Annotated in this window: 23 protein-coding genes and 1 tRNA gene; 18 read left to right on the top strand and 6 right to left on the bottom strand. The window is 60.8% G+C overall.

Translation table 11 applies throughout. From position 1 onward, the window contains the following. Positions 1-212: 212 nt before the first annotated feature. Both ACYQ2U_RS13725 and nadC read right to left on the bottom strand, forming a co-directional pair. Positions 213-303: transfer RNA gene (locus tag ACYQ2U_RS13725), tRNA-Ser, on the bottom strand. A gap of 43 nt (positions 304-346) precedes the next feature. Continuing rightward, a complete protein-coding gene (nadC, locus tag ACYQ2U_RS13720; protein WP_459950940.1) occupies positions 347-1,192 on the bottom strand; it encodes a carboxylating nicotinate-nucleotide diphosphorylase in 846 nt (281 codons plus the stop codon). Between the two features lie 75 nt (positions 1,193-1,267). Between nadC and ACYQ2U_RS13715 the strand changes: the two genes are divergently transcribed. Further along, entirely contained in the window at positions 1,268-2,743 is a 1,476-nt protein-coding gene (locus tag ACYQ2U_RS13715) for an FMN-binding glutamate synthase family protein (protein WP_459950939.1), read from the top strand. A gap of 4 nt (positions 2,744-2,747) precedes the next feature. Here ACYQ2U_RS13715 and ACYQ2U_RS13710 read toward each other — a convergent pair whose 3' ends face one another. Next, a complete protein-coding gene (locus tag ACYQ2U_RS13710) occupies positions 2,748-4,232 on the bottom strand; it encodes an NAD(P)H-hydrate dehydratase (RefSeq protein ID WP_459950938.1) in 1,485 nt (494 codons plus the stop codon). 61 nt (positions 4,233-4,293) lie between these two features. Between ACYQ2U_RS13710 and ACYQ2U_RS13705 the strand changes: the two genes are divergently transcribed. Continuing rightward, positions 4,294-5,469, top strand: coding sequence for a M20 aminoacylase family protein (locus ACYQ2U_RS13705; protein WP_459950937.1), 1,176 nt, complete (start codon positions 4,294-4,296; stop codon positions 5,467-5,469). Between the two features lie 43 nt (positions 5,470-5,512). On the opposite strand, the gene ACYQ2U_RS13700 is transcribed toward ACYQ2U_RS13705, so the two are convergent. Both ACYQ2U_RS13700 and ACYQ2U_RS13695 read right to left on the bottom strand, forming a co-directional pair. Then, positions 5,513-6,268: a fused MFS/spermidine synthase gene (locus ACYQ2U_RS13700; protein ID WP_459950936.1), complete on the bottom strand. Its 756-nt coding sequence runs from the start codon at positions 6,266-6,268 to the stop codon at positions 5,513-5,515. A gap of 76 nt (positions 6,269-6,344) precedes the next feature. Beyond that, on the bottom strand, positions 6,345-8,030 hold the full coding sequence (locus ACYQ2U_RS13695; RefSeq protein ID WP_459950935.1) for a sigma 54-interacting transcriptional regulator: 1,686 nt from the start codon (positions 8,028-8,030) through the stop codon (positions 6,345-6,347). 294 nt (positions 8,031-8,324) lie between these two features. On the opposite strand from ACYQ2U_RS13695, the gene ACYQ2U_RS13690 reads away from it, so the two are divergent. The 7 genes from ACYQ2U_RS13690 to ACYQ2U_RS13660 all read left to right on the top strand — a co-directional run bounded on the left by ACYQ2U_RS13690 (position 8,325) and on the right by ACYQ2U_RS13660 (position 13,334). Further along, positions 8,325-8,603 carry a phenol hydroxylase subunit gene (locus tag ACYQ2U_RS13690; RefSeq protein ID WP_459950934.1) on the top strand — a complete coding sequence of 93 codons (279 nt, stop codon included), beginning with the start codon at positions 8,325-8,327 and terminating at the stop codon, positions 8,601-8,603. Between the two features lie 19 nt (positions 8,604-8,622). Then, positions 8,623-9,615: an aromatic/alkene monooxygenase hydroxylase subunit beta gene (locus ACYQ2U_RS13685; RefSeq protein ID WP_459950933.1), complete on the top strand. Its 993-nt coding sequence runs from the start codon at positions 8,623-8,625 to the stop codon at positions 9,613-9,615. 10 nt (positions 9,616-9,625) lie between these two features. Then, positions 9,626-9,904, top strand: a complete 279-nt coding sequence (locus ACYQ2U_RS13680) for an MmoB/DmpM family protein (protein WP_459950932.1) — start codon at positions 9,626-9,628, stop codon at positions 9,902-9,904. A gap of 28 nt (positions 9,905-9,932) precedes the next feature. Then, positions 9,933-11,480, top strand: a complete 1,548-nt coding sequence (locus ACYQ2U_RS13675; RefSeq protein ID WP_459950931.1) for an aromatic/alkene/methane monooxygenase hydroxylase/oxygenase subunit alpha — start codon at positions 9,933-9,935, stop codon at positions 11,478-11,480. A 12-nt stretch (positions 11,481-11,492) separates the two neighbouring features. Then, entirely contained in the window at positions 11,493-11,852 is a 360-nt protein-coding gene (locus ACYQ2U_RS13670; protein WP_459950930.1) for a phenol hydroxylase subunit P4, read from the top strand. A gap of 106 nt (positions 11,853-11,958) precedes the next feature. Then, positions 11,959-13,020: a 2Fe-2S iron-sulfur cluster-binding protein gene (locus tag ACYQ2U_RS13665; RefSeq protein ID WP_459950929.1), complete on the top strand. Its 1,062-nt coding sequence runs from the start codon at positions 11,959-11,961 to the stop codon at positions 13,018-13,020. Positions 13,021-13,028: 8 nt separating this feature from the next. Then, positions 13,029-13,334, top strand: a complete 306-nt coding sequence (locus tag ACYQ2U_RS13660; RefSeq protein WP_459950928.1) for a 2Fe-2S iron-sulfur cluster-binding protein — start codon at positions 13,029-13,031, stop codon at positions 13,332-13,334. On the opposite strand, the gene ACYQ2U_RS13655 is transcribed toward ACYQ2U_RS13660, so the two are convergent. Next, positions 13,309-14,226: a LysR family transcriptional regulator gene (locus tag ACYQ2U_RS13655; protein ID WP_459950927.1), complete on the bottom strand. Its 918-nt coding sequence runs from the start codon at positions 14,224-14,226 to the stop codon at positions 13,309-13,311. The two genes, ACYQ2U_RS13660 and ACYQ2U_RS13655, sit on opposite strands and share 26 nt — an antisense overlap. Before the next feature lie 274 nt (positions 14,227-14,500). Between ACYQ2U_RS13655 and ACYQ2U_RS13650 the strand changes: the two genes are divergently transcribed. The 9 genes from ACYQ2U_RS13650 to ACYQ2U_RS13610 all read left to right on the top strand — a co-directional run bounded on the left by ACYQ2U_RS13650 (position 14,501) and on the right by ACYQ2U_RS13610 (position 22,476). Further along, on the top strand, positions 14,501-15,430 hold the full coding sequence (locus tag ACYQ2U_RS13650; protein WP_459950926.1) for a catechol 2,3-dioxygenase: 930 nt from the start codon (positions 14,501-14,503) through the stop codon (positions 15,428-15,430). 118 nt (positions 15,431-15,548) lie between these two features. Continuing rightward, the gene (locus tag ACYQ2U_RS13645) at positions 15,549-16,478 is read left to right on the top strand and encodes a catechol 2,3-dioxygenase (RefSeq protein WP_459950925.1); all 930 of its coding nucleotides are present in this window, start codon (positions 15,549-15,551) and stop codon (positions 16,476-16,478) included. 7 nt (positions 16,479-16,485) lie between these two features. Further along, positions 16,486-16,911 carry a GlcG/HbpS family heme-binding protein gene (locus ACYQ2U_RS13640; RefSeq protein ID WP_459950924.1) on the top strand — a complete coding sequence of 142 codons (426 nt, stop codon included), beginning with the start codon at positions 16,486-16,488 and terminating at the stop codon, positions 16,909-16,911. Positions 16,912-16,950: 39 nt separating this feature from the next. After that, complete coding sequence (locus tag ACYQ2U_RS13635) at positions 16,951-18,411, top strand: 2-hydroxymuconic semialdehyde dehydrogenase (RefSeq protein ID WP_459950923.1); 1,461 nt, start codon at positions 16,951-16,953, stop codon at positions 18,409-18,411. A gap of 7 nt (positions 18,412-18,418) precedes the next feature. After that, a complete protein-coding gene (locus ACYQ2U_RS13630; RefSeq protein WP_459950922.1) occupies positions 18,419-19,255 on the top strand; it encodes an alpha/beta fold hydrolase in 837 nt (278 codons plus the stop codon). A gap of 2 nt (positions 19,256-19,257) precedes the next feature. Further along, the gene (gene dmpE / locus ACYQ2U_RS13625; RefSeq protein ID WP_459950921.1) at positions 19,258-20,040 is read left to right on the top strand and encodes a 2-oxopent-4-enoate hydratase; all 783 of its coding nucleotides are present in this window, start codon (positions 19,258-19,260) and stop codon (positions 20,038-20,040) included. Between the two features lie 9 nt (positions 20,041-20,049). Continuing rightward, positions 20,050-20,844: an SDR family NAD(P)-dependent oxidoreductase gene (locus ACYQ2U_RS13620; protein ID WP_459950920.1), complete on the top strand. Its 795-nt coding sequence runs from the start codon at positions 20,050-20,052 to the stop codon at positions 20,842-20,844. Positions 20,845-20,913: 69 nt separating this feature from the next. Beyond that, complete coding sequence (locus tag ACYQ2U_RS13615) at positions 20,914-21,513, top strand: carboxymuconolactone decarboxylase family protein (protein ID WP_459950919.1); 600 nt, start codon at positions 20,914-20,916, stop codon at positions 21,511-21,513. A gap of 51 nt (positions 21,514-21,564) precedes the next feature. Beyond that, the gene (locus tag ACYQ2U_RS13610) at positions 21,565-22,476 is read left to right on the top strand and encodes an acetaldehyde dehydrogenase (acetylating) (RefSeq protein WP_459950918.1); all 912 of its coding nucleotides are present in this window, start codon (positions 21,565-21,567) and stop codon (positions 22,474-22,476) included. The last annotated feature ends 7 nt before the right edge of the window (positions 22,477-22,483 follow it).

Raw genomic sequence — 22,483 nt, 5'->3', positions numbered from 1 at the left:
ATCACTTTTGCGCATTTTCGCGGCGGCCACCCATAACCCCTGAATCCGCCGCCATCCCGCACCGTTGCGGGCTATTCACCTACCAGCCCGCTCTCTTCCCCCGTGCCAAAACGATCACCTCCCCACATGGGGGGCGCATCGTCGAACCCGTAGTGTCTCCTCACCGCTCCGTACGCCAATAAAAAAGCCACCGCAGGGGTGGCTATTTTATTTGGCGGAGAGGGCGGGATTCGAACCCGCGTTAGGCTATTCACCTAAACACGCTTTCCAGGCGTGCGACTTAAACCGCTCATCCACCTCTCCGGAAAGGCGCGCATTCTAGCAGAGATTTTGGCGGGAATGGCGCTTATTCGGTATGCCGCAGCGAAAGGTCCACGGCACGCACGTCCTTGGTGATGGTGCCGATGGAAATCCGGTCTACGCCTGTTTCGGCGATGGCGCGCACGGTTTCCAGGCGAACCCCGCCGGAGGCCTCCAACACGCCGCGTCCCTGGTTGATGGCGACGGCCGAACGCATCTGCTCCAGGTCCATGTTGTCCAGCAGGATCATCTTTGCTCCGGCGGCCAAGGCTTCTTCCAGTTGCGCCAGGGTTTCCACCTCGATCTGGATGAAAACATCGCTGCGGCCCAGGGTCTGGGCCTGGTGCAGGGCCTGGGCAACGCCGCCGCAGGCCATGATGTGGTTTTCCTTGATCAGGATGCCGTCGTAGAGGCCGAGCCGGTGGTTGTGGCCGCCACCGCAGGTGACCGCGTATTTCTGGGCGAGGCGCAGGCCCGGCAGGGTTTTGCGGGTGTCCACGATCTTGGCCCGGGTGCCCTTGATGGCCTCCACGTAGCGCCGCGTCACGGTGGCGGTGCCCGACAGCAGTTGCAGGAAGTTGAGGGCGGGGCGCTCGGCGGTGAGCAGGGCGCGGGTATCGGCTTCGATTTCGCACAACACCTGGCCGGCCGCGACGGCGGCACCGTCCTTGGTGCTCCAGCGGACGGTGGCGCTGGGGTCGAGGCGGGAGAAACAGGCATCGAACCAGGCGGTGCCCGCCAGGACGGCTTCTTCGCGGCTGATGACGGTGCCCCGGGAGCGTTTGCCACCGGGGGAGAGGAGGGCGGTCAGGTCGCCGCCGCCGATGTCTTCCTGAAGCGCGGCCAGGACGTTGCGGTCAATTTCCGCCGCCAGTGGAATGGAAAATTCCATGCTAATGTTCCCCTCGATGATTCTGTTGGCTGCTTGTAAAGTCGCGCCGATTCTAGCATTTGGGGGGAGTGGGGAATGTTCGATCTGTTATTGGTCGTGTCGGGGGTGCTGGCCGCCCTGGCGCTCGTGCTGACCCTGGTGTACTGGTACGTCCGCGACGTGACCCAGAAAAAGCACGCGATCCTGCGCAACTATCCGGTGATCGGCCACCTGCGGTATTTCTTCGAGCAGTTGGGGGAATACTTCCGCCAATACTTCTTCCTCGGCGATCGGGAAGAGCGGCCCTTCAATCGGGCCACCCGGGCCTGGGTGTACCGCTTGGCCAAGGACGAGGGCGGCATCATCGGCTTTGGCACCACCTACGATAAACAAGCCCCCGGTGCCTTGTTGTTCGTCAATGCGCCGTTTCCGGTGTTGAGCGAGGACTGCGAAACCACGCCGCCCCTGACCATCGGCGCGGGCTATTGCCGGCAGCCCTTCGTTGCCCGTTCCCTGGTGAATGTGAGTGCCATGAGCTTTGGCGCCATTTCCGCGCCGGCGGTGCGGGCTCTGTCGAGAGGCGCGGCCCAGGCCGGGTGCTGGATGGACACTGGCGAAGGTGGCCTGTCGCCCTACCATCTTGAGGGCGGTTGCGACGTAATCTTCCAGATCGGCACCGCCAAGTACGGTGTGCGCGACGAGCACGGCAATCTATCCGACCAGCGCCTGCGGGAACTGGCTGCCCACGAGTCGGTGCGGGCCTTTGAGATCAAGCTGTCCCAGGGGGCCAAACCGGGCAAGGGCGGGGTGTTGCTGGCGGCCAAGGTGACGCCGGAAATCGCCGCCATTCGTGGCATTCCCCAGGGCAAGGATTCCCTTTCCCCCAACCGCCATACCGACATCGCCAACATGGACCAGTTGCTGGATCGGGTGAGTCATGTGCGGGAAGTGACCGGCAAGCCGGTGGGCATCAAGACCGCCATCGGGGGCTGGGAGTTCATGCATTTGCTAACCGAAGCGGTCGGCCGCCGGGGGCTCGCCAGCGCGCCCGACTTCCTGGTGATCGACGGCGGGGAGGGCGGCTCCGGCGCGGCGCCCCAGGCCCTGGCCGACCACATGGCCTTGTCCATCGAGGAGGCGTTGCCCCGGGTGGTGGATGCCTTGATCGAAAGCGGCCTCAAGGAGCGGATCAAGGTGGTGGCCGCCGGCAAGCTGGCCACTTCGGCCCGGGCCGCCTGGGCCCTGGCCTGCGGCGCGGACTTCGTTAATACGGCGCGGGGTTTCATGTTCTCCCTGGGCTGCATCCAGGCCCTGCGTTGTCACACCAATACCTGTCCGACCGGGGTCACCACCCATGACGCCAAGCTGCAAAAGGGTTTGGTGGTGGAGGACAAGGCCGAGCGGGTGGCCAACTATTGCCGCAACATCAACAAGGAGATCGAAATGATCGCCCACAGTTGCGGCCTGCGCCATGCACGGGAATTCACCCGGGAGCACGTGCGCATCGTACAAAGTCCAGGACGCAGCCTGGCTTTGTCGAGCCTCTATCCCTATCCCAAAGCTCCGGCCTGAAGGTTCAGGTGCCTTCCCCTAGCCATTGATTGATCTGGGCCCGCGCGGCATCGGGGAGTTCCGATGCCGTCAGGCCGAGGGACCCCTGGCCGTCGGCAACGCAGCGGTCGGCCGCCAGCCCATGCAGGTGCACCGCCAGGGCCAAGGCCTCGCCGCCCGGGACGCCCTGGGCCAGCAGGGCGGCGGCCATGCCGCTGAGTACGTCGCCGCTGCCCGCGCTGGCCAAGCCCGGATTGCCACTGGCATTCACGGCCCAACGGCCGTCGGGATGGGCGATGACGCTGCCGGCGCCCTTGAGTACCACATGGGCCTGGAAGCGCCGTGCCAACAGACGGGTCGCGGCTACCCGGTCGGCCTGGACCGCCGCCACGTTCTGCGCCAGGAGCCGGGCCGCTTCCAGGGGATGGGGCGTGAGCAGGGTCGGCGCCCGGCGCTGGGCCAGGGGGCGATGCCAGGCCGGATGGGCCGCCAGCAGGTTGAGGCCGTCGGCATCCAGCAGGAGCGGCTTGTTGGCGGCGATGGCGAGGCGCAGCAATTCAACCGCCTCGGCGCTGCCGCCCAAACCGGGGCCGACCGCTAAGGCTGTGGCCAGTTCGATGGCTTCCCGCGCGGGACGCAGCATGAGTTCGGGTTGTCGGTCGGACAGGGCGAGGCGTTCCAGCATGCCCACGTACACCCGGCCAGCCCCGAGCTTGAGCGCCGCCGTGCCGGCCAATAGGGCCGCGCCGGCCATGCCGGCCGCGCCGCCGACGATGCCGACACTGCCGTAACTGCCCTTGTGGCTGTTGCGCCGACGCTGGGGCAGGAAGGGACGCAGCGCCGCGATGCCACTGGCTGCGTCCAGCAGCACGCCGGGTTGGCGATGGCGCACAGTCGTTGCCAGACCCAGGTCGTCGATGGTGACCGTGCCGCAGTGGTCGGGGCCCTCCAAGGTGTACAGGCCGGGCTTGCCGGCGATGAAGCTGACCGTGTGGCTGGCGTGGACCGTGGCGCCCAGGGTCGCGCCGGTATCGGCGTCCAGGCCCGAGGGGCAATCCAGGGCCAGCACCGGCCCGCCGTAACCATTGATGGCCTCGATCCAGTCTTGGTATGTCCCTTCGGCAGGCCGTTTGAGACCGATGCCGAACAGGGCGTCCACCACGAGCCCGAAGTTCCCGGCGGGGACCTCAGTATGCACACTGCCGCCGCTTTCTTGCCAGGCACGCCAGGCCTTGGCGGCGTCGGCGGGCAGACGGTCCGGGTCCGCCACGGAGACGACGCAGGGATCGACGCCGGCTTGGCGCAGCAGGCGCGCCAGCACGAGGCCGTCGCCACCGTTGTTGCCCGGACCGACGAGGATCAGGGGCGGCCCGGTCAGGGATTGTTGCAGGCGCAAGGCCAGGGCGCAGGCGGCGGCGCCCGCCCGTTCCATCAGGGGCAGGGCGGCGTGCTCCGCCTCGATGGCGCGCAGGTCCGGGCTGAGCAGCAGGGGCGTGGTTTCCGTGGTCATGGCAAAAGTATAGGGCCGTGGCAGGTGGTACATTATCGCGGCAAGCGGAGGAGAAGTTTCAATGCATTCAGCGGCACTACAAGAACAATTTCCCGACCTGCTGGGGCGCATCGCCCATGTCCGGCGGGACATCCACGCCCATCCCGAGTTGGCCTTCGCCGAACAGCGTACGTCGGCCCTGGTGGCGGATTATCTGAAGGGCCTGGGGCTGGAGGTGCACACGGGCATTGCCAAGACCGGCGTCGTGGCGGTGTTGAGGGCCGGCAACGGCAAGCGCAGCATCGGTCTGCGTGCCGACATGGATGCCTTGCCCCTGGATGAATTGAATCCCGTGCCCCACCGTTCCCGTCTGCCGGGGCGCATGCATGCCTGCGGTCACGACGGCCATACCGCAATGCTGTTGGGGGCGGCCGAGGTGTTGAGCAAGACGCGGAATTTCGACGGCACGGTGGTGTTCATTTTTCAGCCGGCGGAAGAACATGAAGGCGGCGGCCAGCGCATGGTGGAGGAAGGGCTTTTCCAGCGCTTCCCGATGGACATGGTGTTCGGCCTGCACAACTGGCCCGGCCTGCCTGCCGGCGCAATCGCGGTACATCGGGGACCGGTGATGGCCGGTACCGATCATTTTTCCTTGACCGTCACCGGTCGTGGCGGCCATGCCGCCATGCCCCATCAGGCGGTGGACACGGTGCTGGCCGCCAGCGCTTTGGTGCAAGCATTGCAAAGCCTGGTGTCGCGCAACACGGACCCGCTGGAATCCGTGGTCCTCAGCGTGACCCGCTTCCATGCGGGGCATGCCGACAACGTCCTGCCCGAAAGTGCCGAATTGGGCGGTACCGTGCGGACCTTGCGCCCCGAATTGCAGGCGGCCATGGAGGCCGGCATGCGTCGCGTATGCACCGGCATCGAGGCCACCTACGGCGTCGGTATCGAACTGAACTACGAGCGAGGCTATCCCCCCACCGTCAATGCCGACGAAGCCGCCGAGCTCAGTCGGTGCGCTGCCTTGCGGGTGGCGGCGGAGGGCGAGGTGTTGACCCAGTTGCGACCCAGCATGGGGGCGGAGGATTTCGCCTATCTGGCACGGGAGGTTCCTGGTTGCTACGTTTGGCTGGGTAATGGTCCGGGTGAGGGCGGTTGCATGCTGCACAGTCCCCACTACGACTTCAACGACGACATTCTGGCCACCGGCATCCGCTACTGGGTAGCCGTGACGGAGGAGGCCTTGGGCGGCTGAGGATGACCCCGGCGACCGCTCCCTGTCGCCAAGTGTCTTCCCGTCAAAAGTCGATGGGATTCCGTGTTTTTCCCGCTGCCTGAATCAGGCGGGCGACCGTATCCTCCAGTTTCAGTCCCGTGGCCTGCTTCAGCGCCAGGGCGGCATCCCTGAGTTGATCGGCATCGAGCCTCACCGGCCGGCCAAGGGTGGCGAAGCCGATGGCATTGCCTGCACCATCCCGGGGGAAAACCTGGCAACGACCGTCGAAGGCCTGTTGCAGCCGTTCCACGCTGGCGCGGAAACCCCGTTGCCGCGATAGCAGATTGATGGCGAGGATGCCCTCAGGCGCAAGTCGCTGGCGAACGTTGAGCAGGAAGGGGAGCGAATCCAAGAGGCCGGCACTGGCGTTATCGTCGAAGCCGTCCACCAGGATCAGGTCGAAGCGGGGACCATTTTTCATCACGTATTCGGCACCGTCGGCAATGACGGTTTTGAGCCGGGCATCGTCCTCGGGCAGGCGGAAGTGTTGTCGCGCCACGTAGGCGACCTGGGCGGATATTTCCACTGCGACCATCTTGCTATCGGGGCGGTGGCGATAAAGAAACTTGGTCAGGGAGCCGGCACCAAGTCCGATCAGCAATATCCGGCGCGGCCATGAGGCGCCTTGGCGCATCAACAGCGCGGCCATCATCTCGCGGGTGTATTCCAGTTCCAGCGCCCAGGGACGGGCGATGCGCATGGCCCCCTGCACCCAGTCCGAGCCGAAATGCAGATAGCGGACACCTGCCGCTTCGCTGATATCGATGTCGAATGCCAAGACAATTCCCTTCTTAAAGACGCGGCATTGTCTTACATCCGTGACGCGCCGATCTTCGGAGGAGGGCGGCTTAACGCTAGGATGGCGGCACTTTCGACTTTTTCATCCGATAGGCGAGTTGGGGGCGGGTGAGTCCTAGCATACGGGCTGCGCCGGAATAGTTGCCATCAGCCTTGTCTACGGCTTCCGCCAGGAGCAGGGATTCGACTTCTTCCAGGGAGAGCTTGCTGGAAAAAAATGCTTCCTTGATGGCAGCGGCTTCGTCCTGGGCGGTTTCCTCCAAGGCACCGGAACGACCGATGGCAACGTCAAAGCCATTGCCGTCGACGATGTTGGGGAACAAGTCCTCGACTTCGATGGGGCCGTCATTGCTTGCCAGAATGATGCCGCGTTCAATCATGTTTTCCAGTTCGCGCACGTTGCCTGGCCAAGGATATTTCTTCAGGGTTTGCATCGCTTTGTCCGACAAACCTGCCACGCGTTTGCCATGCAATGTGGAAAAGCGATCGACCATGGCGTTGGCGAGAAGGGCGATGTCCTGCGGACGTTCCCGCAATGCAGGAATCTGGATCGGATATACGTTCAAGCGATAAAACAGGTCGGATCGGAATTTTCCTGCCTTGACAGCATGCTCCAGGTCCACATTGGTGGCGGCAACGATCCTGACGTTGACCTTCCTCGGTTTGTCGTCGCCTAGCCGCTCCAGTTCTCCCTCCTGCAGCACACGCAGCAACTTTGCTTGGGAAGGGAGGGGCAGCTCACCGATCTCATCGAGGAATAGGGTACCGCCATCGGCCCGTTCGAATTTTCCCGGACGGGAAGTATGGGCGCCGGTAAAGGCCCCCTTTTCGACGCCAAACAATTCTGATTCCACCAGGTCGTCGGGCAGGGCGGCGCAGTTGACCGCGACGAAGGGCGCATCCTTGCGATTGCTCAGGTCGTGCAGGGCATGGGCGAAACGTTCCTTGCCGACCCCGGTTTCTCCTGTCAGCAAAACCGTCACGTTGGTGGCCGCCGCCTTTGAAACCAGGTTGTAAGCCCGCTTGAAGGCTGGGGATTCACCGATGAGGTTCTCCAGGCGGTATTGGTCTTCCAGGGAGGAACGCAGTACGTCCACCTGGGTGCGCAACTCCAGCAATTGGGAAATGATGGAATCGCTTTCGAAGTAAGGCGTGAATTCTTCCGCGTCCTGCCATTCCTCGACGGGTTTGCCGATGATCCGGCAGTGGGCGTCATTGCGGCCCATGCACTCGACTTCCTTGAACAGCACGAACTTGCCGAGAAAAGCCGTGGTGTAGCCCGAGGCATAGCCGATCAGCATCCAGCAGACGGCTTCATCCTGGATGCCGAATTCGCGGATGTGAGCCTCTGCTTCCCAGGAGTTCTCCCAGAGAAACTCGCCGTAGAACCTGCCGGCAGCAATATCGACGTCGAGCTTGATCGGCGAAACCCTTACGCTGCCTTCAAGCATGTGGAGTTGCGGACCGACCATGAAGGCATCGATGGGATTGCGTTGGCCAAGTATTTTTCTTGCCAGCTCGGCATCGCGGGTGCCGGAAGCGAATCCCATACGGGTCAGGATTCTCCTGGCGTGCTCTATCCCCACCGAGTTGATCAATTCCTTGCGCAGACCGGCGAGGGCCATGACGTGCAGCAACAGCATCCGATTTTCCGCCAACCAGATGGTGCCGTCCTTCGCGGAGAAGCGTACCAGTCTGAGTAGGTCTTCGTTTTTCGGATAGGCGTAGGAAGCGGTGATCATTTTTATCTGTATCGGTCGTTAAGGCGTGAATATTACTTTCGATTTAATGCATTTTTCTACTCGCCGATTTTTTCTTTGTTGCGCTCGACGTGAAGCGGTGCTCGCTGTCGAGGCACAGGTGTCCTTGTGCGATGCATCGTGATGATTTGATCAATTCGGTAGTTTAGGTTTGATGAATTGATTCATTGGGCATGGATCGCCGGTGCCTGATGAGACCGCTAAATACTTTATATCTAATCATTATCAATAGTTTGCATCTTCTGGCCCGGAAGTTGATTAAGGAAGGCCCAGGAGGTGTGTCCTTTGTTCGATACCCGAAAAAAATTCGTACGCGTGACGAAGTTGCGAGAGGACGGTTTCATCGAGTTCGACTTCGCCATCGGTGAAGTGGAGGTCTATGTGGAGATGATTCTCCCCGCGCGGGCCTTCGACGATTTCTGCGCCTTGAACAAGGTGAGCTTCCTGGATGAAGCCACCAGCGTTCGCTTGGACGAAAGGGATGCAGCCCATTGGCGTCTTGGTGACGTCAATCGAAAAATCATCAACAACCCGGGCGGCAAACGCCAAGCCTGAGTATTTAGGAGGAGTCCAGATGCAAATCGATCTTCGTACCGTCAGCATCCAGCCGCTGCGGCAAACCTTTGACCACGTGGCGGCCCATATCGGCGGCGACAAGCCGGCGTCGCGCTATCTGGAAGGAACGATCGGCGTCCAGTGCGAGGACAACTTTCACTATCGTCCGTTGTGGGATCCCGAGCACCAAATCTTCGACGCCTCGCGTACCGAGATCGCGATGAGCGACTGGTACAAGCTCAAGGATCCACGCCAGTTCTACTACGGCACCTACACCCTGGCCCGTTCCCGGATGCAGGACAGTGCTGAGGCGGACTTCGATTTCGTCGAGGAGCGCGGGTTGGCTGATAGCTATCCCGAGGAAGCCAAAAAATTGGCGCTGGAAATTCTGTTGCCGCTACGCCACGTCGAATGGGCCGGCAACATGAATAACTCCTTCATATGTGCTTATGGGTACGGCACGGCCATCACTCAACCGTGTATTTACCAAGCCATGGACCATCTTGGCATGGCCCAGTATCTGACGCGCCTCGGCTTGCTGCTGGGGGATACCTCGTCCTTGGACGATGCCAAGAAGGATTGGCTGACACAAGATCGGTGGCAGGAACTACGCCGCTATGTCGAGGACAGCTTCGTGGTTGCCGACTGGTTCGAATTGTTCGTGGCCCACAACCTGGTCCTCGATGGCTTGCTTTATCCGCTGGTCTATCAGCATGTGGACAAGCGCTTGAGCGAGCTTGGCGGTCCCGTGGTGTCCATGCTGACCCGATTCCAGAGCGAGTGGTACGGCGAGAACGTCAAGTGGGTCGATGCCGCCATCAAGATCGCCGCCGCAGAGTCCGCCGAGAACAAGGCCCGCCTTTCTTCCTGGGCCTTGGCTTGGCGCGACCGGGCCCTTGCCGCCCTTGCACCGTTGGCCGATCACGGGTTGGGAGAGGGGGGGCGCACCCATATGACCAACCTTGCCCAGCAATTCAACGACCGCTGCGCCAAGCTTGGCCTGGCGCTGTAAGGGGAAAACCATGTCCGCCACATCCAACGTTTTCATCGCTTTCCAGACCAATGAGGAAAGCCGTTACATCGTCGCCGCGATTCTTGAGGACAACCCGACGGCGATCCTCAATGAGCAGCCCGCCATGGTCAAGATCGACGTGCCCGGCAGCATGACCATCAAGCGATCCACCATCGAGGAAAAAATTGGTCGTTCCTTCGATTTGCAGGAATTGCAGATCCACCTGATCACCATGTCCGGGCATCTGGACGAAACCGACGAAGAATTCAACCTGAGCTGGAACCACTGAACGATTCCGCCGACACGAGGAGAAGAACATGGATATGAAAGTCAAAAAGAAGCTGGGCCTAAAGGAGCGCTACGGTCTGATGACCCGCGATTTGGGCTGGGATACCACCTATCAACCAATGGACAAGGTGTTTCCCTACGACAAGTTCGAGGGTATCAAGATCCACGATTGGGAAAAATGGGAAGACCCCTTCCGCCTGACCATGGACGCCTACTGGAAATACCAGGCGGAAAAGGAACGCAAGCTGTACGCCATCATCGATGCCTTTGCCCAGAACAATGGCCATTTGGGGGTGACCGATGCCCGCTACATCAATACCCTCAAGTTGTTCCTGACGGGTATCAGTCCGCTGGAATACATGGCTCATCGCGGCTTCGCCCACGTTGGTCGGCAGATGCGCGGCGTTGGTCCGCGGGTGGCTTGCCAGATGCAGGCCCTGGATGAAATCCGCCATTCCCAGACCCAGATTCATTCCATCAGCAACTACAACAAGTACTACAACGGCTTCCACGATTTCCGCCACATGATCGACCGGGTTTGGTATCTCTCCGTTCCCAAGTCCTTCTTCGATGACGCGATCACTGCCGGTCCCTTCGAATGGATGATCGCCATCGGCTTCTCCTTCGAGTACGTACTGACCAATCTGCTGTTCGTGCCTTTCGTCTCCGGTGCCGCCTACAACGGCGACATGGGGGCCATGACCTTCGGCTTCTCCGCCCAGTCAGACGAAGCCCGGCACATGACCCTGGGCCTGGAGTGCATCAAGTTCCTGTTGGAACAGGATCCCGACAACCTGCCCATCGTCCAGGGGTGGATCGACAAGTGGACCTGGCGTGGCACTCGCGTCCTGACCCTGGTGGCCATGATGATGGACTACATGCTGCCCAAGCGGGTCATGAGCTGGAAGGAAGCCTGGGAGATCTACTTCGAGCAGAACGGCACAGCGCTGTTCAACGACCTGGCCCGTTACGGCATCAAGATGCCCGATTGCGTGAAGGATACCTTCGAGATGAAGGAGCACATCTCCCATCAGGCTTGGGCGACCTTCTATCAGTATGGTGCGGCTGCCGATTTCCATACATGGATGCCGAAGCCCGAGGAGATGGATTGGTTGTCGGAGAAGTATCCCGACACTTTCGACAAGTACTACCGTCCCCGTTTTGAATACTGGGCCGAGCAGCACAAGGCAGGAAACCGTTTCTACAACAAGACCTTGCCCATGTTGTGCCAGGTCTGCCAGATCCCGATGCTATTCACCGAGCCCGGTGACCCCACCCAGATTTGCTACCGGGAAACGGACTACAAGAACGAGAAGTATCACTTCTGTTCCGACCACTGCCAGCACATTTTCGAGCACGAACCCGAGAAGTACGTCCAGGCTTGGCTGCCAGTACACCAGATCTATCAGGGCAACTGCTTCCCCGAGGGAGCCGACCCGACTGCGCCGGATTTCGACGCCCTGGCCGAGGTGCTCAAGTACTACCACGTCAATCACGGCCGGGACAACCTGGAGTACGAGGGCTCGGAGGATCAACGCAACTTTGATGCTTGGCGCAACCTGGCGACCAAGAACTGAGGAGGAGAAAACATGAGCGTCAAAGCCATCAAGGAATACGTCGGCGTGGTGAAGGATCGCCAGGAGAATTTTCATGGTGCCCAACTGCTGTACGTGGGCTGGGACCACCACCTGATGTTCTGTGCCCCGTTTTGCTTCCCCTTTCCGCCGACCATGCGCTTCGGCGACATGGTGGATAAAGCCTTTCCGCCGGCCTTCGGCTATCACCCGGACTTCAATCGCATCGACTGGAGCAAGGTGCAGTGGCTGAAGTCGGGAAAGCCTTGGATGCCGGACTTCACCCAGTCCCTGGCCGAGAACGGCCTGCGGCATAAGGATGTGCTGCGCTTCAAGACCCCCGGCCTCGATGGCATCAAGGGATCTTGCAGCTGACCGCACCCGAGATCGGTATCTCCTGGGCTGGCCAAGGCCAGTCCAGGGGGACAACCGGCACGTCGGCAACGGCGCTGTACCGCTTTACCCAACGGAAAGAAAAAACATGAGTTACCAACTGACCATCGAGCCCCTCGGTCAGACCATCGAGGTCGAGGAGGGCCAGAACATTCTGGATGCTAGCCTGCGGGCCGGCATTTATCTTCCCCATGCCTGCTGTCACGGCCTCTGCGCCACCTGCAAGGTCCAGGTCCTGGACGGCGAAATCGACCATGGCGAGGCATCCAATTTCGCTCTGATGGACTATGAGCGCGAAGAGCACAAGTGCCTGGCATGTTGTGCAACCCTGATGAGCGACACGGTCATCGAGGCCGAGATCGACGAAGAGCCCGATGCCCGGGTGATTCCCGTACGGGACTACGAGACAACGGTGACCCGCATCGAATCCCTGACCCCCACCATCAAGGGCATTTGGTTCAAGCTGGATGATGCCGAGGGCATCGACTTCCAGGCCGGTCAGTACGTCAATCTCCATTTCCCGGCCGATATCGGTAGCCGTGCCTTTTCCCTGGCGGGGCCGCCGTCCGCCAGTGACGTGGTGGAGTTGAACATCCGCATCGTCCCCGGCGGCAGGGCTACCAGTTGGGTGCACGAGCATCTCCAGGTGGGGGATCGACTGAAGCTGTCCGGCCCCTATGGCCGCTTCTTCGTTCGCAAGTCGGCGCAGACGGCCTCACTCTTCATGGCGGGTGGGTCCGGACTTTCCAGCCCCCGCTCAATGATCCTGGACCTATTGGAGGAGGGCAGCAACTTGCCCATCACCCTGGTCTATGGTCAGCGTACCTTGGCCGAGTTGTACTACCACGAGGAATTCCTCGCCTTGGCCCAGCAACACGCCAACTTCACCTATGTGCCGACGTTGTCCCACGAGCCGGATGGCTCGGGTTGGCAAGGATACAGGGGCTTCGTGCACGAGGCCGCCAAGCAGCACTTCAACAATGATTTCCGCGGCAACAAGGCCTATCTCTGCGGTCCGCCGCTGATGATTGACGCCTGTATCTCGACTCTGATGCAAGGACGACTGTTCGAGCGGGACATCTATACGGAAAAATTCATTTCCGCTGCCGATGCCCAGCAGGCGCGCAGCCCCTTGTTCAGGAACATCTAGGGGGCGACATGGCACGGCATACCGTCACCATCGCCGAGACTGGCGAAAGCTACCCCTGCGGCGAGGATGAAACCGTTCTGGCGGGAATGGAGCGGCTGTGCAAGAAGGGCATTCCCGTGGGCTGCCGTGGCGGCGGTTGCGGGGTCTGCAAGGTTCACGTGGATGCAGGTCGTGTCAGCAAGAAGGTGATGAGTCGCCAGCACGTTAGCGAGGACGAGGAGTCTTCCGGTTGCGTGCTGGCTTGCCGCATCCTTCCCGAGAGCGACCTTCAGATATCCATCATCGGCCTCATGAAGAAGAATGTGTGCCGCTAGTGAAATTCGTGTCTCGATAGGAGCGGATGATTTCGAGGAAAGCGTGGAGGATGGGCGAGCGGTCATCCTTGCGGTAGACGCAGGACAGGTCGATGGACGGGGTGGGGACCTTTTTCAAGGGAAGGTAAACCACGTCGGGAAGTTTCAGGTTGGCACCGGACGCCGGCACCATGGACAAGCCGAAGCCACTGGACACCAGCGCAACTGCGGTGACCACGTCCTCCACCTCCTGGACCACATTCGGTTGGAAGCCTTCGTTGTGGCAGAGGGAAATGATGTCGTCGGCAAAGTTTGGTCGGGACTGGTTGGGGTAGACGATCAAGGGCTGGCTGGCGATTTCCGCCATGGGGATCTCATCCAGTTGCGACAGCGCATTGTTCCGGTTGACGGCGACCAGGATGGGTTCGACCAGAACCTTCTCCACCTGGATGTCGCCGCTCTCGGGAATGATCCGGTTGAAGCCGATAGTCAGCCGCTTTTCCCGCAGGGCCTCGATCTGCTGCGTTTTGTTGAGACTGTGCAGCGCCATGACGACGCCGGGATAACGGTTGCGAAAGGTCAGCAGCAGCCGGGGAATCACGTTGAGCATGGCGGAACCGAAGATGCCGACGTCGATTCGGCCCAAGTGTCCGCTACCGGCGAGTTGGGTCCGTTCCGATGCTCGATGCATCAGGGAGAGGATGTTGGCGGCGTCTTCCTGAAGCAGTCGTCCGGCTTCGGTCAACTCGACGCCCTTCGGGGTGCGCAAGAAGAGCAGGGTGCCGAGTTCCTCTTCCAGTTGCTGGATCTGCCTGGTTAGGGGAGGTTGGCTGATATGCAGTCGCAGAGCGGCTCTTCCCAGGTTCAGTTCTTCAGCCACGGTCAAGAAATATTTGAGTTGCCTGACTTCCATGTCGTTCCTTTTTCGCGCGTGATCCTTGGCAACGACCTGGGTCAGGCCGCTCGTGAGACGGACTATATCAATACTTTATCGGTATTGAAATTGCAGAAATAAAGTATTGGACGGTATGGAGTGTCATTCCTATGATCCAGACATAAGACAGACATCGCCCGCTGGGCGGTGATCGGCGGATGCGGAACGGATTGCGTTGCGCGCCTGCAATAAGAGGAGCGCCAGACGGAGGCGTATCCGACCAACAGAGCCCTAATGGGCAGGAGGAGCAGCGATGGGTATGAATGGTGTGTTGCGTCCGGGCCATGCGCAGATGCGCGTGCTGGATCTGGAAGAGGGAATTCATCACTACGGCAAGGTGCTCGGTTTGCAGGAGACCGGTCGCGACAAGCAGGGCCGGGTCTACTTCAAGGCCTGGGATGAGCGCGATCACAACAGCATTGTGATCCGCCAGGCGGATCGTGCCGGGATCGACTTCTTTGCCTTCAAGGTGGCGAGCAAGGCGACGCTGGAAAAACTGGATGCCGATCTGCGCGCCTATGGGATTCCGACCGAGCGGATCCCCGCCGGTGAAATGTTGGAGACCGGCGAGCGGGTGCGTTTCGAAATTCCCAGCGGCCACCTGATCGAACTGTATGCGGAAAAAACCGACGTCGGCAACGGCATGCCCTACGTGAATCCCGAGGCATGGACACCCGACGCCGAGCGCGGCATTGCGCCCATCCGCATGGATCACTGTCTGCTCTACGGTCCCGACATCGAGAAAGTACAACGCATTTTCGAGGACGTGCTGGGGTTCTATCTGGTGGAGCACGTCCTGATGGAGGACGGCAAGACCGATCTGGCGATCTGGTTGTCCACTTCGATCAAGGCCCATGACATCGCCTTCGTCCGTCATGCCGAGCCCGGAAAACTTCACCACATCAGTTTTTTGTTGGACAGCTGGGAAAAGGTGCTTCGCGCCGCCGACCTGATGTCGATGAATCGGGTCTCCATCGACATCGGTCCCACCCGCCACGGTATCACCCGGGGTTCGACGATCTACGCCTTCGACCCCTCCGGCAACCGGTTCGAGACATTTTGCGGCGGCTACCAGGCCTACCCGGATGGTCAGCCGATCACATGGACCATCGATCAAGTCGGTCCGGCGATTTTCTATCACGACAGAAAACTCAACGAGGCGTTCCTGACCGTGATCACCTGAGCATTTTCCCTCCAGAGAGCTTGGCCAACGACAAGGCGATCCGAATCGCCGGCATGAGACGGGGCGGCCGAAAAGTGTCGCCGCCCATGTGACCAAAAATATTCGTGAGGAGAAGGTAATGGCAATTAGCGGGGTATCCCGTCCCGGACATGCGCAGATTCGCGTGTTGGACATCGAGGAAGGCATCCGGTTTTATCGTGATGTCCTGGGGCTGGTGGAAACGGGGCGCGATGAACAGGGGCGCGTCTACTTCAAGGCCTGGGACGAACGCGATCACAATAGCATCGTGATCCGCCAGGCCGACCGGGCCGGGATCGATTTCTTCGCCTTCAAGGTGACGAACAAGGCGACGCTGGAAAAATTGGGTTCCGATCTGCGCGCCTACGGCGTGGCCACCGAACGGATTCCCGCCGGGGAAATGCTGGAAACGGGGGAGCGGGTGCGCTTTGAGATTCCCAGCGGCCACCTGATCGAACTGTATGCGGAAAAAACCGACATCGGCAACGGCCTTGGACTGGTCAATCCAGAAGCCTGGAATGCCGCGGCGGAGCGGGGCATCGCGCCGATCCGCTTCGACCATGGTCTGCTCTATGGGCCGGACATCGAAAAGAACGTGGCCCTGTTCACCGAGGTGCTGGGTTTCTACCTGGTGGAGCACGTGGTGCTGGAGGACGGTAAGACCGATCTGGCCGTGTGGTTGTCCACTTCGATCAAGGCCCACGACATCGCTTTCGTGCGCCATCCGGAGCCCGGCAAGCTGCACCACATCAGCTTCCTGCTGGAGAGCTGGGAAAAGGTGCTGCGCGCCGCCGACCTGATGTCGATGAACCGGGTCTCGATCGATATCGGCCCCACCCGGCACGGTGTTACCCGTGGCACCACGATCTACGCCTTCGATCCGTCCGGCAATCGCTTCGAGACGTTCTGCGGCGGCTACCAGTCCTATCCCGATCACAAACCGATCAAGTGGACCATGGACGAGGTGGGGCGCGGTGTTTTCTACCATGACCGCGTGCTCAATGAAACCTTCCTGTCCGTGGTGACCTGAGGCCGCAATGGAAGTGAACACGCTAATTCCGGGCATTTCCGCGGCGGCAGCCAACGCCGCGGTACAAGCCGCCGTCCGCCATGCCGAGGAAAACGGCTGGCGCATCAACGCGGCAGTGGTGGACCGTGGCGGGAATCTCATGGCCTTCTTGCGCATGCCCGGGGCTTTTCTTCACTCCATCGATATCGCTATCGATAAGGCCTACACCTGCGCCAGTTTCGGTTTTCCAACCAAGCAGTGGATGAGCCTTGTCGGTCACGACGAAGGGATGAAGCTGGGTTTCTCGGCAACGCCGAGACTGGTGGTGTTCGGCGGAGGCCTGCCGATCGCGACAGGCGGCGACTGGATTGGCGGTATCGGCGTGTCGGGGGCGTCGGAAGCCCAGGACGAGGAATGTGCCCGGGCTGGGCTCAAGGCCATCGGTCTTGAGTGAAATGAAGCAGATTTTCTTGGAATAACTGGAGCAGCGGCAATGGCAACAAAAGACATCCTCAACTTCATCAATGGCGAATTCGTCGCCACGGGGAAGTGGTTCGACAACCGGACTCCCACCACCAATGCCGTCGTCGGCCGGGTGGCCGAGGCTGGCAAGACTGAGGTGGACGCGGCCGTCAAGGCCGCCCGGGCAGCCTTGAAAGGCTCCTGGGGTTCCCTGACCCTGGCCGAGCGGATCAAGTTGCTGGAAGCCCTGGCCGACGAAATCAATGCGCGTTTTGATGAGTTCCTGGAAGCCGAATGTCTGGACACCGGCAAACCCCGCAGCTTGGCCGCCCACATCGACATTCCGCGCGGTGCTGCCAACTTCAAGGTATTCGCCGACGTGGTCAAGAACGTTCCCACTGAGTTCTTTGAAATGGCGACTCCGGACGGCAAGACCGCCATCAACTACGGCTATCGCGGCCCGGTCGGTGTCGTCGGCGTGATCTGTCCATGGAATCTCCCCCTGTTGCTGATGACCTGGAAGGTCGGTCCCGCCTTGGCTTGCGGCAATACGGTGGTGGTCAAGCCCTCGGAGGAAACGCCCCGCACGGCTGCCTTGCTGGGCGAGGTGATGAACAAGGTCGGCATCCCCAAGGGGGTGTACAACGTGGTCCATGGGTTTGGTCCCGATTCGGCCGGTGAGTATCTGACCACTCATCCGAAGGTGGATGCCTTGACCTTCACCGGCGAAACCCGAACCGGAGCCGTCATCATGAAGGCCGCCGCCACCGGCGCCCGCCCCGTCTCCCTGGAAATGGGCGGAAAGAACGCGGCCATCGTCTTTGCCGATTGCGATTTCGATGCCGCCATCGAAGGCACTTTGCGTTCCGCCTTTGCCAACTGCGGTCAGGTTTGTCTGGGCACCGAACGGGTTTATGTGGAACGCCCCATCTTCGAAAAGTTCGTCGCCGCACTCAAGGCCGGCGCCGAGGCCCTCAAACCCGGGGTGCCCGAAGACAAGGCCACCGGCATCGGTCCCCTGATCAGCAAGGAACACCAGAGCAAGGTCTTGTCCTATTACAAGTTGGCCGTGGAGGAAGGGGCGACCGTCGTCACCGGTGGCGGTGTTCCCGCCATGCCGGGCGAGCTGGCCAACGGCTGCTGGGTGGAGCCCACGATCTGGACCGGTTTGCCCGAGAGCGCGCGGGTGCTGAAGGAGGAAGTCTTCGGTCCCTGTTGCCACATCTCCCCCTTCGACACCGAAGCCGAAGTGCTGGAAAAGGCCAATGACAACGAATACGGCCTGGCCACCGCGATTTGGACGCAGAACCTTTCCCGCGCCCACCGCATGGCGCAACGGATGGAGGTTGGCATTGCCTGGGTGAACAGCTGGTTCCTGCGCGACCTGCGTACCCCCTTCGGCGGGGCCAAGCAATCCGGCATCGGTCGCGAAGGCGGCGTTCATTCTCTTGAGTTCTACACCGAACTCAAGAACGTCTGCATCAAGCTCTGAGACAGCGATGCAAGCCATCAATCCCGAAATCGGCCAGCGCCTCACTGCCGCAGGCATCGACACCAACTACCATGACTTGGGTCAGGGACAGCCGGTGTTGATGATCCACGGGTCCGGCCCCGGCGTCAGTGCCTGGGCCAATTGGCGCCTGGTCATGCCCGAGTTGGCCAAGCAGCTCAGGGTGATTGCCCCGGATATGGCCGGTTTCGGTTTCAGTGAGCGTCCCAGCCACTATCGGTATGACATGGAGGCTTGGGTGGCACAGGTTGTCGGCTTGCTTGATGCCCTGCACCTCGAACAGGCAGATCTGGTCGGGAACTCCTTCGGCGGTGCCCTGGCCTTGGCCGTGGCCATCCGTTATCCGGAGCGGGTTCGCCGGTTGGTGCTGATGGGCGCCGTGGGGGTGAATTTCGACATCACCCCCGGCCTTGATGCCGCCTGGGGCTACACCCCATCCCTGGACAACATGCGCAAGTTGCTGGACCTGTTCGCCTATGATCGCAATCTGGTCACCGACGAACTGGCGAGACTGCGCTACGAGGCGAGCATCCGTCCTGGTTTCCAGGAGTCCTTCGCCGCCATGTTCCCCGCACCGCGCCAACGCTGGGTGGATGCCATGGCCAGCAGCGAATCCGAGATACGCGGTATCGGTCACGAGACCCTGATTATCCATGGCCGCGAGGACAGGGTGATCCCCCTCGCCAATTCTCTCCGCTTATCACAGTGGATTCCGCGCTCTCAATTGCATGTCTTCGGTCAATGCGGCCATTGGACCCAGATCGAGCATGCCGCCCGTTTTGCCCAATTGGTGGGCAATTTTCTAACCGAACCGGATCGTCAGTGAACATGGAAAAGAACCTGATCAATCAACTGGGCGATGAACTTTACGACGCCCTGATCACCCGCCAGGTGATCGATCCCCTGACCAGCCGCCACCAGGACATCACGATCGAGGATGCTTATCACATCCAGCAGCGCATGATTTCCCGACGCCTGGAAAAGGGGGAACGGATTATCGGCAAGAAGATCGGCGTCACCGCCAGGGCAGTGATGAACATGCTCGGCGTCGGTCAGCCTGATTTCGGCTACATGCTGGACGGCATGATCTACAACGAGGGCGAGTCCATCGACAGCAAGACCCTGATTCAGCCCCGCGCCGAGGGTGAGATCGCCTTCGTGATGAAAAAGGACGTGATGGGCCCCGGGCTCACCGCCGCCGACATCCTGGCGGCCACCGAAGGGGTGATGGCCTGTTTTGAAATTGTCGATTCCCGCATCCGCGACTGGAAGATCAAGATCCAGGATACCGTGGCGGATAACGCCTCCTGCGGTGTCTTTGTCCTTGGGGATAGGTTGGTCGACCCGCGCAGCGTCGATCTTTCTACCTGCGGCATGGTGTTGGAAAAGAACGGCGAGATCGTTGGCACCGGAGCCGGCGCGGCCTCCCTGGGATCCCCCGTCAATGCGATGGTGTGGTTGGCCAACACCCTCGGCCGGCTGGGCATTCCCCTCAAGGCGGGTGAGGTTGTCCTGTCCGGTTCCCTCGCTGCTTTGATACCCGTCCAGGCCGGTGACAGTCTGCGCGTCACCATTGGCGGCATCGGCGGCTGTTCGGTTCGCTTCTACTAAGCACACGCCATGGATCTCCAACTCATCGGCACGCAGGCGCTGGTCACCGGTTCCACGGCCGGCATCGGCTTTGCCATTGCCACCCTCCTCGCCAAGGAGGGGGCGCATGTGACCCTGAACGGCCGCGTTCAGGAGCGGGTAGATGCCGCGAGCAAGCGGCTACTTGACCTGGTGCCAGGGGCTTGCGTCAACGGCATTGCCGCCGACCTTGGCACGGCCGAGGGTTGCACGCGACTGGTGGCAAAACTGCCGGAAGTGGACATCCTGGTGAACAACCTGGGCATTTTCGACCCGGTTCCTTTCGACCAAATCAGCGATGCCGAATGGCAACGGATGACCGAGGTGAACGTGTTCAGCGGTGTTCGTCTCGCCCGCCACTATTTGCCAGGAATGAAGGTGCGGAACTGGGGGCGCATTGTGTTCATCTCCAGCGAGTCCGGCGCCAACATTCCCGCCGAGATGGTCCATTACGGCATGACCAAGGCCGCTCAGTTGGCGGTTTCCCGGGGGATTGCCGAGACCACGGCCGGCACGGGCGTCACGTGCAATGCCGTTCTGCCCGGCCCGACCCGTACCGAAGGGGTTGGCGAGTTCTTCGCCAAGCTGGCCAGAGAGCAGGGCGCTTCTCTGGATCAGGCAGAGAAGGATTTCTTCGCCCTGTCCCGGCCAAGTTCCCTGCTGAAACGCTTCATCGACCCGGCCGAAGTCGCCAGCCTGGTCGCCTATGTTTGCAGTCCCTTGGCTGCCGCCACCAACGGTGCCGCCTTGCGCGCCGAAGGGGGCATCGTCAGATCAATCGCTTAACCCAGAGGAGTATCGAAGCGTGATCAAGGTCGGCGACTGTTCGATGCGTTTCATATAGAGGACATCATCATGGCTAGGCTTTCTCCTTTACCCCGCGATGCTGCACCCGATCTCGACGAGGACTTTGCTTTTTTCGAGCGGACACTTGGTTTTGTGCCAAACAGTCTTCTTACCATGGCCCGTCGTCCGGCCATTGCCAGAGGCTTGATTGCTTTGTCTCGTGGTGTCTACGACCCTAAAAGTGAGGTGGATTTAGGCCTTAAGCGCTTGCTCGGTCACACTGCCAGCATGGCAGCCGGTTGCCTTTATTGCCGGGCACATACGGGAACGAGTGCCTTGCGTCATGGTGTTTCGGCGGAAAAACTTGCCGCGTTGCCCGAGTACCGAACAAGTCCCCTTTACAGCGAGGCGGAGCGGGTCGCAATTGACTTTTCCTTTGCAGCGGCAAGCCAGCCGAACGATGTGGACGACGCTCTTTTTCAGCGATTACAAACCTACTGGACCGAAGGGCAAATCGTCGAGATTCTCGGCGTCGTCAGTCTGTTTGGTTTCTTCAATCGTTGGAATGACTCCATGGCCACAACCCTTGAACCTGAACCCCTGGATTTGGCTGGCAAGCACCTCGCATCGTCTGGTTGGAATGCAGGAAAGCACTCGCCAAAGGCATAACGCCAGGAAACCCATTTTCTCCAACATTGCACTCAAGGACATGTCATCCCGATGAATAAAATCAAATGTGCCCTGATCGGCCCCGGCAACATCGGTACCGATCTGCTTTACAAACTCAAGCGTAGCCCGGTCCTGGAACCGGTGTGGATGGTGGGCGTCGATCCCACCTCCGAAGGTCTCAAGCGTGCCCGCGACATGGGCCTGAAAACCACCGATCAGGGCGTGGATGGCCTGTTGCCTCACGTGGCCGCCGACAACATCCAGATCGCCTTCGACGCCACCAGCGCTTATGTGCACAAGGACAACTCGGACAAGCTGACGGCCAAGGGAGTCCTGATGGTGGACTTGACGCCGGCGGCCATCGGCCCCTATTGCGTTCCTCCCGTGAATCTCAAGGACCACGTGGGCAAGGGCGAAATGAACGTGAACATGGTCACCTGTGGTGGCCAGGCCACCATTCCCATGGTGGCCGCCGTTTCCCGCGTGCAGCCAGTCAAGTACGGCGAAATCGTCGCCACCGTTTCTTCCAAGTCCGCCGGTCCCGGTACGCGCAAGAACATCGACGAATTCACCCGCACCACCGCCGGTGCCATCGAGAAGGTTGGTGGCGCCAAGGTGGGCAAGGCCATCATCATCATCAACCCCGCCGAGCCGCCGCTGATCATGCGCGACACGGTGCATTGCCTGACTGAAACCGAACCCGACCAGGCCCAGATCTCCGCGTCCATCCACGCCATGGTCAAGGAAGTGCAGAAGTACGTCCCCGGCTACCGCATCGTCAATGGTCCGGTGTTCGACGGCAACCGCGTCTCGGTCTATCTGGAGGTGGAAGGCCTGGGAGATTTCCTGCCCAAGTATTCCGGCAACCTGGACATCATGACCGCCGCTGCCGCCCGTACCGCCGAAATGTTTGCGGAAGAAGTGATCGCTGGTCGACTCACTCTGACACCCATTGCCGCCTGAGGAGAAG

The organism is Denitratisoma sp. agr-D3 (assembly GCF_054658675.1).
This window is presented reverse-complemented; position numbering and strand designations above follow the sequence as displayed.